We start from the raw sequence: 12,003 nt of genomic DNA, 5'->3' as shown, positions 1-12,003 counted from the left end.
GGTTTGACCTATGGGAAAAAGAGCAGATTTGTGACAGATACGACCTTAACCATGAGCAGCGAATATCATAGCAATTTTCAATCCGTGCAAGCCATTGCCGGAGAAAAACTGGGCCGCTCGGTCCAGAAATCGTTGTTCGACCGGATCGACTGGCTCAGACAGCTGCACGAGCTTTGTCTGCCGGACAAGTCTCCATTGATCGTTCACAGTAGCGAAGGCGAAGCCGAAGCCTGGATGTTCCTGATGAAAACCGGACTCGGGCGCCATGCTGCGCTCGCCAATTGGTATAATTTCACCTTCCGCCCGATTTTTCTCGCCGACTATGACGAGGTGACCAAGCTGGCCCTGCTCGCCAAACTCGCCAAGCAGCTCAAGTCCAGCTCCCACCGCATAGAAATTACGCCGGTTCCCGACGAGGATTCCGCCGCCAGCCTGACCGAGCGTGCGTTTGAACAAGCTGGCTGGATCGTGTTCCGGTCGAAGGCCGATGATAATCATATCCTCAACGTCAACGGTCGCACCTTTGACCAATATTGGGCCGATCGCCCCGGGCAGCTGCGCAGCACCGTTCGGCGCAAGGCCAAGAAAAACCTCGTATCGGTCAGGATTGAGAAGGAGTTTTCCGAAGAAGACTGGAATGATTATGTCTCGGTTTACGAACGCAGCTGGAAGCCCGAAGAGGGCAATCCCGATTTCCTGAAGAAATTGGCCGAGCATGAAGCGGCGGCGGGCTGCATGCGTCTCGGCCTGGCCTATATTGACGGGGAGCCGGTTGCCGCGCAATTCTGGACCGTAGAGAATGGCGAAGCCCTGATCCACAAATTGGCCCATATCGAGGATGCGACGAAATCGTCGCCCGGCACATTGCTGTCCGTCGCGATGTTCCAGCATGTCATCGATATCGACCATGTCGACCTGATCGACTTTGGCACCGGCAATGACGGTTATAAACGCGAGTGGATGGAAGAGGTCCGTGATCGTTACCGGCTCGAATTCTACTGGCCGAATAACCCGTTGTCCTGGTTGCCAATTTTACGTCATTATGCCTCGGGCCTTGCCGGAAAGCGCGCTTCCCTTTAGGGAAACGGCCTTATCCGGGATTCGGGGGTTTTGATGCAGAATGAGGTTGAATTGACGCCGGAAGCCGCCGTGCGCGCCGTCATGCGGGATATTCTGGGGCTGAGCGAAGAGCAGGTCGCGGGATTCACCGCGGAAACCGAGCTTTTCGGAGCGCTTCCCGAGCTGGACAGCATGGCTGTGGCGGGATTGCTCACCGAGCTTGAAGACCGTCTCGACATCATGATCGACGATGACGAAGTAGACGGCGAATTGTTTGAAACCTTTGGCAATCTTGTCGTCTTTGCCGAGATGAAAGTCACAGGGTGACTCTCGCCCCCGCATTCGTCTCCTACGAATTTGCGGACCGCAAAGAATTTTGCCTGTCATTTGCGGCCTCGTCTTCCCGCAGGGTGATGCTTGTGCCTCCGCTGTTCGACGAGATGAACCGGATGCGGAAGATGCTGGTCGACGTCATGCGTTCGCTGCACGCGCTGAATATCAGTAGCCTGCTCCCCGATCTGCCCGGCACCAATGAAAGTCTGATCGCTCTCGAGCGGGTCACGCTGGCCGACTGGAAAGCGGCCGTCCAGGCCTGCGCAGAGCAGCATGACATTTCGCATATAGCATCATTCCGGGGCGGCACACTGGCCGTCGCGGACATAGCAGCTGCCAGTCACTGGCTATTCAGCCCGATAAAAGGCGCGACCTTGATCAGGACGATGTTGCGGACCAGGATTGCATCGGATCGGGAATCCGGGTTGACCACGAGCCTCGCCGAACTGACCGCGCGAGCAGAGACCGGACCGCTTGAACTCGCCGGCAATGTCATCAGCCCCGACCTGTTCGCCCAGCTCAGTGCCGCTGACATCACGACCATGCCCGACCAGCGGATCGTGCGCCTCGAATCCGACAGCAAGCCTAGTGACGTTCAAATCGCCGGATCGGCCTTGTGGCTCCGCGCCGAGCCGGATGACGATCTCGCAATGTCCGCAGCATTCGCGCAGGATATTGCAGGATGGATCGGGCAATGACGCGGAGTTTTCACCAGATTTCCTGCGAAGGCGAAACGCTCGCCGCCACGCTGGATTCGGGAGACAGCCCCACCTCCTTGATGATTGTCAGCGGCGGCAATGAAATCCGCTCCGGAGCCCATGGCGGCATGGCTCAACTGGCCTTGCGGATATCCGCGCACGGCTTTCCCGTCTTGCGCTATGACCGGCGCGGGATTGGCGACAGCAGTGGCGAAAACCGTGATTTTCTGAGCAGCGCGGAAGAGATAGCGGCCGCCACCCGGTTTTTCCGGCAGCAACAGCCCCAGATCGGCAAGATCATCGCTTTCGGCAATTGCGACGCCGCAACTGCATTGGCGCTCTATGGCCCTGATGCGGGACTGGACGGCTATATGCTCGCCAACCCCTGGGTGATCGAACAGTCCAGCGAACCGGAGAACGAAGAGCCGACGATTTCCTCTGCGGCGATCCGGTCCCGCTACTGGGACCGGATCAGGAATCCGCGCACCATCATCGATTTGCTGTCGGGCAAGATTGATTTGCGAAAATTGCTAAGGGGCCTGAAACAGGCCGCAAAGGTGAAAGAGAATAGCGCGCTTTCGATCCGGTTGCGCGATGCCCTCGTCAATATTGACGGTAACAGCCGGATATTGCTGGCCAAGCGCGACACGACGGCCCGTGCCTTTCTCGCTGCGTGGAACAGCAGCGACTTTGCAAGCTTGCGTGACAGCACCGACATCACTCTCGAAACGCTCGATAGCGCGTCGCACAGCTTTGCCGATGCGACCGCTAAAGACTGGCTTGTCGGGAAATTGCTCGAAGCGTTGCGCTCAGCCTGATCATTCGGCCGCCATCAGTTCAAATTCCTGTTCTGCCAGAAAACGCTCGGCATCGAGCGCCGCCATGCAGCCGGTCCCGGCCGCGGTCACCGCCTGGCGATAGACATGGTCCATGACGTCACCACAGGCGAACAGCCCCGGAATCTTGGTCTTGGGCGTGCCCGGCTCGACCTCGATATAGCCGCCGTCGATCAGATCGAGATGGCCCTTGAAAATCTCGGTTGCCGGCGCGTGGCCGATCGCGACAAAGGCGCCGTCGACGCTCATATGGCTCTTCTCGCCAGTCTGTGTGTCGACAAGATCCAGTCCCACCAGCCCCACAGGGTCACCGCCACCAACAAAGCGTTCGACGTTCGTGTTCCAGAGCACCGATATCTTGGGATTGGCAAACAGACGGTCCTGCAGGATCTTCTCCGCACGCAGGCTGTCGCGGCGATGGATCAGGGTCACGTCGTCGCTGTGATTGGTCATGTAAAGCGCTTCTTCGACCGCGGTATTGCCGCCGCCGATCACCGCGACCTTCTTGCCGCGATAGAAGAATCCGTCGCAGGTCGCGCACGCCGAAACGCCCTTCCCCGACAATTCCTCTTCACCCGGCAGTCCGAGCCATTTGGCCTGCGCACCGGTCGCTATTACCAGCGTATCGCCTTCATAAATATCACCGCCATCGCCGGTCATCCGGAACGGCCGCTTGGAAAAGTCGACGTCGACGATCGTGTCGAATATGAACCGCGTGCCGACTTTTTCGGCCTGCAACTGCATTTCTTCCATCAGCCAGGGCCCCTGGATAACATCGCGGAAGCCGGGATAATTCTCGACGTCGGTGGTGATGGTCAGCTGGCCACCGGGCTGCAGCCCTTGAACCACAATCGGCTCCATTCCCGCCCGAGCGCCGTATATCGCCGCCGAAAGTCCGGCAGGTCCCGAGCCCAGAATGAGCATTTTTGTGCGATGTGTTTCGGCCATGTTCGATTCCCGCTGATGATTCTGTTCATTGCAAATAGGGATGCCGGAGGCCGGTAGGCAAGGCCTATTGCCGACCCGGGTGGCGAAGAATTATTTTGGGCGGTGATAGCTGCTTTGCGCAAGCCGTCGACCGCCCGGCTTCTATAGCGGAAATCACCATGAATCAGGACGGCGTTGCAAGTTTCATCAGTACCAGTCCGCTGACGATCAGCAGCGCCGCGGCAATTCTCATCATGCTCACCGACTCTCCAAAGAACAGCATCCCGATCACAAAGGCTCCGACCGCGCCGATACCCGTCCAGATCATATAGGCGGTACCAAGCGGCAGCGTCCGCATCGCCCAGGTCAGTAATCCAAAGCTGACGATCATCCCGATCACGGTTATGATGCTCGGCCAGAGCCGGGAAAACCCGTGCGACTGCTTCATCGCAGTCGCCCAGACAATTTCAAACAAACCGGCAAATATGAGCAAGATCCACGCCATGGCAACCTCCGTCAGGTCGCCGGGCCGTCCCGGACTTGAACCCCTTCGGGGACGGGAACGTGGTCGCCGCGCCGTGCAATTAACGCCAGCGCGTTCCAGGGTCAATATCCTGAGAAACTCCAATCTGGTTCATTAGCCGACCTGCTAGAAGACCTACACAAAGCAGCATTAGAAAATTCTGAAGGACAAAGGGTTGCGAGCGCCATAGCGCTATGCACACAAGCTTTGCTGTGTTTCATGAGAGCTACGTCAGGAGTTGCATCGTTTTAGCAGACTCTAAAAGGTGTCATTCTCGGCGCACGCATATACCATTAAAGGGAGGCACCAGGTCTAAGAACCCGACACTAGCTACATAAATTGAGCATAAGATTTGATTTTCGTGGATCGCGGCCATCAATCCATAGCCCAATAAAGGGCCATCGGGTTTTCTACCAATAATTGGCGTTGCAGTTGTTTTGTTACTGCTATCTGCGGGATGACATCCACCAATTGCCCGTCATCTGGCAGAATAGCCTGCATATTTGGATGCGGCCAATCCGTTCCCCACAACACGCGGTCGGGATAGTCTTCAACCAGCGGACGAACGGCTGCAACAAAATTTGTAAAAGGTGGTCCTGCTGCGTCAAGCCGGTCGGGACAAGTTACTTTCGTCCAGATGTCGTCTCGACTGTCTAGCAGTTCGCGGAATGCCATCATATCCGGACCATCTGCTCCCTGACTGACATCGGGTCGTCCCATGTGGTCGATGACAATTGGCACCGGAATCTTCTCAAGAAACTCCTTCATCTCTTGCAAGATATCCGCCTCAAAGTAGATCACAACATGCCATCCTTCAGGCAAACGGCCCGCGATCTCGAGAAACTTGTCTTTCGGCGCGTTGTCGACCAGCCGCTTGAGGAAATTGAAACGCACGCCGCGAATGCCACCTTCATGGAGCGCTTCCAATTCGGCTTCGCTGATCGCCGGGTCGACCACCGCCACGCCCCTCGCCATCCCGCCTGATTTAGCAATAGCGTCCAGCGTCGCACTATTGTCGGTTCCGTGGCAACTCGCCTGGACAATCACGTTCCGGGAAAATCCCAGATGATCGCGCAGAGCAAATAGCTTGTCCGGACCAGCATCTTCGGGGAGATATTTGGCCTTGGGACTGAATGGAAACTGCGCTTGTGGGCCAAAGACATGGCAATGGGCATCAACTGCACCGGAAGGCGGCGTGAATTTTGGTTTGGATGGATGGGAATGCCAACTGACAATCCGTTCCGGTTCGTCCGATGAACAATATATATTGCCCAAGTGATCGGTCCATGTGCCCAAATTATCTGAATTGCCGACGGTCATGCAAATATCTCTCCATCCATCAATTTGCGCGCCGTGCGCAGCATGGCAGCGCTGGTCACATTGCCGGTAGTGTCCACCTCCATCACACAGGTTGTTTCTCCAGTCGGATGCTCGACAGAAAGCGTTTTGCTGCTCCCGGCCGGCACATCGGCAACTTCTACGACAGGAGTACCATCGATAAGTGCAGCGGTCGCGACCGTCACCGCTGCGAGCACGCCAACGCTTGCATGGGCCCGGTGCGGGATGAAGCTGCGGACGGTGATGGCTCCGCCATTTCTTGGCGGGGCAACCAGCATCATCTTGGGGACGGATTTTTCCGTCACATCGCCCAGGTTCATGCGCTCGCCAGCTGCAAGGCGGATAGCCTCTATCCTGGCTTTCAAATCATCGGCCGCATCCAGTTCGTCGCGGCTTTCATAGCCGGTCGCGCCGACATCCGATGCCTTCATGATGATACAGGGCATGCCATTGTCGATAAGTGTGCATGGCACGCCATTGATAATGTCGACGGCATTGCCTGTTGGCAGCAATGCACCGCAACTGGAACCAGCTGTATCGCGAAATTCGAGCGGTATCGGTGCCGCAGTACCAGGTACGCCATCTATCCGGGCATCTCCCAGATAGATCGGAACGCCTTCAGGCGTTTGCACCGTTGCCACCGCGATCTGGCCGGTATTTTCCATATAGATTGTGACTTTGGTTTCGCCGTCGCCAGCAGCCACTAATGCTCGCTCAATGGCAAAAGGACCAACACCTGCCAGTATGTTTCCGCAATTTTGTGCGTCGCTGACCAACGCCTGATCGACGAACACCTGAAGGAAGAGATAATCGACGTCGACGCCGTCGCGTTCAGACTTTTGGACCACCGCTACCTTGCTGGTCAGCGGGTCGGCACCACCCATGCCGTCGATCTGGCGTTCGTCGGGGGAACCCATGATTCGCAGAAGGAACGCGTCGCGGACAGCGGTCTCGGTCGGCAGGTCTTCGGCAATAAAATACCCCCCCTTGGACGTTCCGCCCCGCATCCACATGACGCGGATTCCATCAGACATATTTCAGGCCTTCTTTCTCAAGCCGTTCGCGCATCTTATACATATCGAGGCCAAGCTCACCGCTCGCCAGCCGCTGCCGTTTTTCTTCTTCCTTGGCTTCGCGCTCCTGCGCTTTCAGGAGCACGCTGGCGGCCTCCTCCCGTTTAACGACGCATATGCCATCATCATCCGCAACGATCACGTCACCGGGATTTACCAAAGCTCCGGCGCAAACCACTGGCACATTGACTGAACCCAGCGTGTTTTTGACCGTTCCCTGAGCAAATATCGCCTTCGACCAGACGGGAAATTTCATTTCCTGCAAGTCGCGGACATCCCGCACCCCGGCATTGATGATCAGCCCCCGGCATCCGCGCGCTTGTGCCGATGTCGCCAGGAGATCGCCAAAATATCCATCCTCGCATGGACTGGTGGGTTCCAGTACCAGCACATCTCCCTCTTTCAATTGCTCGATGGCGACATGCACCATCCAGTTGTCGCCCGGCGCGGCCGAGATTGTAACCGCTGTTCCTGCTATCCGCGCACCCGGGTAAATTGGCCGCATATTGCTGGCCATCAGGCCGGTTCGGCCCTGCGCTTCGTGCACCGTTGCGACGCCGCATTTGGCAAGGCCATCGACCACGGCCAGATCGGCGCGCTCGATATTCTGGACAACGATATTGGACATGATCAGGCTCCTTTGACTGTTCAAAGTTTACGAAGTTTCCGCGGCGCGACGCAAGTCGGAACTATGCAATGGATATAATAATATGCTAATTGTTCAGGAAATGGAGATCTGGAATTTCAACTTGCGCCACCTGCGCGCTGCTGTCTCTATCGGACGCTTGGGCAGCATTTCTGCAGCAGCACAGGCGATCCATATCAGCCAACCGGCGATCACACAGGGGATTGTAAAACTCGAAGCGCAGCTTGGACAGCCGCTATTTGAACGCAGAACCGACGGGATGATCCCGACCGATGCGGGACACCTGCTCTTCCCGCGCATCGAAGCAGCATTGGCGCAGATCGCATCACCCCGGGTTACGATGACACAGCTCCGCGCCCTGATCGCGCTCGCCAGTGCGGGCAGCTATGCCGAGGCGTCGGCGGCAACCGGACTGGCACAGCCTTCGTTGCACCGCGCGGTCGGTGATCTGTCGGTTGCGCTCAAGCGAAAGCTGGTCGAGCGACGCGGCAAGGGGGTTACACTGACCGAGCAAGGTCGCCGCACCGTGCGGCGGTTCCGTCTCGCCAGGGCGGAGCTGGACGCAGGATTAAGCGAGCTCTCCGCCTTGCTCGGGCGCGAGACGGGGAAGATTACCATTGGTGCAATGCCGCTATCTAGGGCGCGGATATTGCCAGCGGCGGTGGCGGCGTTTCACCGGATGCATCCCGATGTCTCGATTAATATTGTCGAGGGTGCGTTTCACGAACTGATCGAGCCACTGCGCGACGGCGACATTGACGTGATGATCGGGGCTTTGCGTGATCCCTCGCCCGGACCGGACATCACCCAACAGCCGCTGTTTGAAGATCGTCCGGTCGTGATCGGCCGGAAAGACCATCCTGCTGCCGACAACGAACCTTCGCTGGAAGCGCTTGCACAATATCCCTGGACGATTCCAGCATCAGGCACGCCATTGCGCGATGGTTGGACAAAGATGTTCGCCGCGCGTTCCATCCCGCTGCCGGAAGTACCTATTGAATGCGGTTCGGTTATCACCATTCGGCAGATATTGATCGAAAGCGATTTTCTGACACTCTTATCACCCGATCAGGTGGCTGTGGAACTGGAGGCAGGATGGCTCACCAAAATTGCCGAAATTCCCAAAGAGTTTATCCGCAATATCGGGATGACAACGCGCATGGACTGGCGACCAACGGCCATGCAGGCCAAGTTTATCACGATTTTGGAAGCTGTATCCAAATCAGATTGAATTCTCAAAAACTTATAACAAATTCAAGCTTCCAATTGGCGTGAATGTAATGCGCAGGATAGCTTGCCAGCCATGGATCAATCGATCACTCTTGTCGGTTATGGTGAAGCGGGACGGACCTTTGCGCGGGCCGCTGGCTGGCAGTCACGGGCGCATGTGTTCGACATGCAGAATCTCGACGATGCTTTTGCCGAAGACCGGGTTTGCGGCTGTTCAACGCTGGCGGAAGCTCTGCTCGGCAGCAATTATGCCATCAGCGTGGTCACGGCCGATCAGGCGCTCGTTGTCGCACAGGATGTGGCAACCACAATCGCATCGGGGACGCTGTTCTTTGACATGAACAGCGTCGCGCCCGATACCAAACGCGCTGCAGCGGACGCTATCGAAGCCGCTGGCGGTCATTATATTGATGCCGCCATCATGTCTCCGGTTGATCCGGCTGGTATAGCAGTTCCCTTGCTCATCTCCGGCCCGCATTGCGAGGACGGGATGGAGGCTCTGAGCGCGCTTGGATTCACCAATGTCCGGATTGTCGGCGAAAATGTCGGCCGTGCGTCGACCATCAAGATGTTGCGTTCGGTCATGTATAAAGGTGTTGAGGCACTGACCGCAGAATGTCTGATCGCCTGCGAGAAGGCAGGCGTGATCGATGAGGTTCTCGGCAGTTTTAACAATGACTGGTCTGCCCAGGCGGATTACCGGCTCGACCGGATGCTGGTTCACGGCACCCGGAGATCTGCAGAAATGGCGGAAGCAGTCAAGACGCTCGAAATGTTGGGCGTTGAACCGGATCTGACCCGCGCGACGGTTGCACGGCAGGCGGCGCTCGGCGAACTTGGCCTCAATCCTCCTCCGGATGGACTGAATGCAAAATTGAAAGCGCTTGCCCAATGACGATGATTATCGACTGCCACGGTCATTATACTGTCCTGCCAAAAGCGCATGACGAATGGCGTGAAGCGCAGAAGGCCGCCTTTGCGGCTGGCGGGAACGCGCCGCCCTACCCCGAAATTTCGGATGATGAAATCCGCGAAACGATCGAAGCGAACCAGCTCCGCCTGCTGAGAGAGCGCGGCGCGGATATGACGATATTCTCCCCCCGCGCCTCTGCCATGGCACCGCATGTTGGAGATCAGTCAGTCGCTGTGCCGTGGGCGCAAGCTTGCAATAACCTTATTGCCCGAGTGGTCGGGCTTTATCCCGAGACCTTTGCTGGCGTTTGCATGCTGCCGCAATCGCCCGAAGCGGACATGACATCGAGTATCGCCGAGCTCGAACGTTGCGTCGACATGGGCTTTATCGGCTGTAATCTCAATCCCGATCCGGGCGGCGGCAAGTTCGAGCATCCGCCTTTGACCGACAAATTCTGGTATCCCTTTTACGAGAAGATGGTCGAACTGGACATGCCGGCAATGATCCATGTCTCGGGCAGCTGCAATCCGGCAATGCACGCAACCGGTGCCTATTATATCGCAGCCGACACAATCGCCTTCATGCAGCTCATTCAAGGCGACCTGTTCAGGGACTTTCCGGGATTGCGCCTGATCATTCCGCACGGAGGCGGCGCGGTTCCCTATCACTGGGGCCGGTATCGCGGGCTTGCCGACATGCTGAAGCAGCCCGATCTTTCGACCCACCTGATGAACAATGTCTATTTCGACACTTGTGTCTATCACCAGCCAGGCATCAATCTTCTGGCTGATGTCATCGACAACAAGAATATCCTGTTCGGCAGCGAGATGGTCGGCGCTGTGCGCGGTATCGATCCGCAAACCGGCCATTATTTCGACGACACCAAACGCTATGTCGATGCGCTCGATATATCCGATGCAGAACGCCATGCCATATTTGAAGGCAATGCCCGTCGTGTCTTCCCGCGGCTGGATGCGCAGTTGAAGGAGCGAGGGCTGTGACAACCTGGATAAAAAACGCCTGGTATGTCGCCGGATGGGATTATGAAGTCGGCCCGCAACCGCTGGCGCGGACGATATTGGGCGTGCCGGTCGTGCTCTGGCGCAAACTCGATAGCGAAGTGGTGGCCATGCGCGACGCATGCCCGCACCGCATGCTGCCTTTGTCCATGGGTATCAAGGAAGGCGATTCCATTCGCTGCACCTATCATGGCTTGAAAATCGGGCCTGACGGAATTGCCGAAGAGATGCCATTGAAATCCGATCCGGTGAACAAACGGATTTGCACGCAAACGTTCCAGATACACGAACAACACCGGTTCGTGTGGATATGGATGGGCGAGGAGAAAGGCGATCCAGCCGATATCCCCGATCTATGGCCCTGCTCAGCAGATGGCTGGAGCTTCGATGGCGGTTATAATCCCATCCAGTGCGACTACCGGTTGCTCATCGACAATCTGATGGACCTTACCCATGAAACTTATGTCCACGGGGGTTCAATCGGGCAGCAGGAATTGATGGAAACGCCGCTGAATACTCGCAAAACGGAAGATCGCGTGTTTGTCGAACGCTGGATACCGGACATTGATCCGCCTCCATTCTGGAAGGGCGCTCTGGGCAAAGAGGGTCAGGTGGACCGCTGGCAAATCTGCGAATTTATCGCGCCGGCAGCGGTGATGATCGACGTCGGAGTGGCCCCGATCGAGGCAGGCGCGACACTGGAAAAACATGATCAGGGCGTTCGCGGCTTTGTCGTCGATTTCATGACCCCGCAAGACGAAGAAAATTGTCATTATTTCTGGGGCATGGCGCGCGATTTCCGCGTTGACGACCCCGGTTTCGGGGCACGTTTCCGGCAGCAGCAAAATGGCGTTTTCGATGAGGATATTGTCATATTGGAGGCCCAGCAAAAATCGCTGGCGGCCAATCCTCATCTATCAATGCAGTCCTATAATATCGATCAGGGCGGCGTGCGCGCGCGTCAGATGATCAGCAAAATCATAAAGTCGGAGAGCGGCCAATGAGCATTCAGGATATTCACGAATATCTCGCCGAATTCGAGGACATCCCCGGCACGCGGGTCTTCACGGCGACGCGCGCACGGCGGGGTTATCATCTCAACCAGTTCGCGATGAGCCTGATGAAGGCAGAAAATCGCGACCGCTGGAAAGCCGATGAGGCGGCCTATCTGTCGGAATGGCCGATCACGGATGATCAGCGTCAGGCGGTACTCGATCGCGATTATAACCGGATGCTCGACCTCGGCGGCAATATCTATTTTCTCAGCAAGATATTCTCGACCGATGGTATCAGTTTTGCCGAGGCGGTCTCGACGATGACCGACATGAGCTTTCCCGAATATCGCGATATGATGATGAATGGCGGTCGCTCGCCCGAAGGCAATAGATCAATCCGGGAGGGCAATTGA

General features: G+C 56.9%; 14 protein-coding genes. 9 read left to right on the top strand and 5 right to left on the bottom strand.

What is annotated here, in order from left to right; genetic code table 11:
* Window positions 1-30 precede the first annotated feature (30 nt).
* The 4 genes from HUO14_RS07075 to HUO14_RS07060 are packed head-to-tail and all read left to right on the top strand — an operon-like array spanning window position 31 to window position 2,908.
* Window positions 31-1,080, top strand: coding sequence for a GNAT family N-acetyltransferase (locus HUO14_RS07075; RefSeq protein WP_176279166.1), 1,050 nt, complete (start codon window positions 31-33; stop codon window positions 1,078-1,080).
* 33 nt (window positions 1,081-1,113) lie between these two features.
* A complete protein-coding gene (locus HUO14_RS07070) occupies window positions 1,114-1,386 on the top strand; it encodes an acyl carrier protein (protein WP_176279165.1) in 273 nt (90 codons plus the stop codon).
* The gene (locus HUO14_RS07065; RefSeq protein WP_176279164.1) at window positions 1,383-2,090 is read left to right on the top strand and encodes an alpha/beta hydrolase family protein; all 708 of its coding nucleotides are present in this window, start codon (window positions 1,383-1,385) and stop codon (window positions 2,088-2,090) included. The genes HUO14_RS07070 and HUO14_RS07065 overlap by 4 nt, the downstream gene beginning before the upstream one ends.
* Window positions 2,087-2,908 (top strand): hydrolase 1, exosortase A system-associated, encoded by an 822-nt coding sequence (locus tag HUO14_RS07060; protein WP_176279163.1) that lies wholly within the window; start codon window positions 2,087-2,089, stop codon window positions 2,906-2,908. Before HUO14_RS07065 ends, HUO14_RS07060 begins: the two co-directional genes overlap by 4 nt.
* Here the strand turns inward: HUO14_RS07060 and trxB are convergent, their stop codons facing one another.
* From trxB to ligK, 5 genes are all read right to left on the bottom strand, one after another.
* On the bottom strand, window positions 2,909-3,874 hold the full coding sequence (trxB, locus tag HUO14_RS07055) for a thioredoxin-disulfide reductase (RefSeq protein WP_176279162.1): 966 nt from the start codon (window positions 3,872-3,874) through the stop codon (window positions 2,909-2,911).
* A 163-nt stretch (window positions 3,875-4,037) separates the two neighbouring features.
* Window positions 4,038-4,358: a quaternary ammonium compound efflux SMR transporter SugE gene (sugE, locus tag HUO14_RS07050; RefSeq protein ID WP_176279161.1), complete on the bottom strand. Its 321-nt coding sequence runs from the start codon at window positions 4,356-4,358 to the stop codon at window positions 4,038-4,040.
* Between the two features lie 393 nt (window positions 4,359-4,751).
* A complete protein-coding gene (locus tag HUO14_RS07045) occupies window positions 4,752-5,696 on the bottom strand; it encodes an amidohydrolase family protein (protein WP_176279160.1) in 945 nt (314 codons plus the stop codon).
* Window positions 5,693-6,748: a 4-oxalomesaconate tautomerase gene (locus tag HUO14_RS07040; RefSeq protein ID WP_176279159.1), complete on the bottom strand. Its 1,056-nt coding sequence runs from the start codon at window positions 6,746-6,748 to the stop codon at window positions 5,693-5,695. The genes HUO14_RS07045 and HUO14_RS07040 overlap by 4 nt, the downstream gene beginning before the upstream one ends.
* The gene (gene ligK, locus HUO14_RS07035; protein ID WP_176279158.1) at window positions 6,741-7,415 is read right to left on the bottom strand and encodes a 4-carboxy-4-hydroxy-2-oxoadipate aldolase/oxaloacetate decarboxylase; all 675 of its coding nucleotides are present in this window, start codon (window positions 7,413-7,415) and stop codon (window positions 6,741-6,743) included. Before ligK ends, HUO14_RS07040 begins: the two co-directional genes overlap by 8 nt.
* 82 nt (window positions 7,416-7,497) lie before the next feature.
* On the opposite strand from ligK, the gene HUO14_RS07030 reads away from it, so the two are divergent.
* The 5 genes from HUO14_RS07030 (at window position 7,498) to ligA (ending at window position 12,003) form a co-directional block, all read left to right on the top strand.
* A complete protein-coding gene (locus HUO14_RS07030; protein ID WP_246255351.1) occupies window positions 7,498-8,664 on the top strand; it encodes a LysR family transcriptional regulator in 1,167 nt (388 codons plus the stop codon).
* Window positions 8,665-8,736: 72 nt separating this feature from the next.
* Window positions 8,737-9,558 (top strand): NAD(P)-dependent oxidoreductase, encoded by an 822-nt coding sequence (locus HUO14_RS07025; RefSeq protein ID WP_176279157.1) that lies wholly within the window; start codon window positions 8,737-8,739, stop codon window positions 9,556-9,558.
* A complete protein-coding gene (locus tag HUO14_RS07020) occupies window positions 9,555-10,577 on the top strand; it encodes an amidohydrolase family protein (protein ID WP_176279156.1) in 1,023 nt (340 codons plus the stop codon). The genes HUO14_RS07025 and HUO14_RS07020 overlap by 4 nt, the downstream gene beginning before the upstream one ends.
* A complete protein-coding gene (locus HUO14_RS07015; protein WP_176279155.1) occupies window positions 10,574-11,599 on the top strand; it encodes a Rieske 2Fe-2S domain-containing protein in 1,026 nt (341 codons plus the stop codon). The genes HUO14_RS07020 and HUO14_RS07015 overlap by 4 nt, the downstream gene beginning before the upstream one ends.
* Window positions 11,596-12,003: a protocatechuate 4,5-dioxygenase subunit alpha gene (ligA, locus tag HUO14_RS07010; protein WP_176279154.1), complete on the top strand. Its 408-nt coding sequence runs from the start codon at window positions 11,596-11,598 to the stop codon at window positions 12,001-12,003. The genes HUO14_RS07015 and ligA overlap by 4 nt, the downstream gene beginning before the upstream one ends.

Source organism: Parasphingorhabdus flavimaris (assembly GCF_013371215.1).
GTDB classification, from domain to species: Bacteria; Pseudomonadota; Alphaproteobacteria; order Sphingomonadales; family Sphingomonadaceae; genus Parasphingorhabdus; species Parasphingorhabdus flavimaris.
This window is presented reverse-complemented; position numbering and strand designations above follow the sequence as displayed.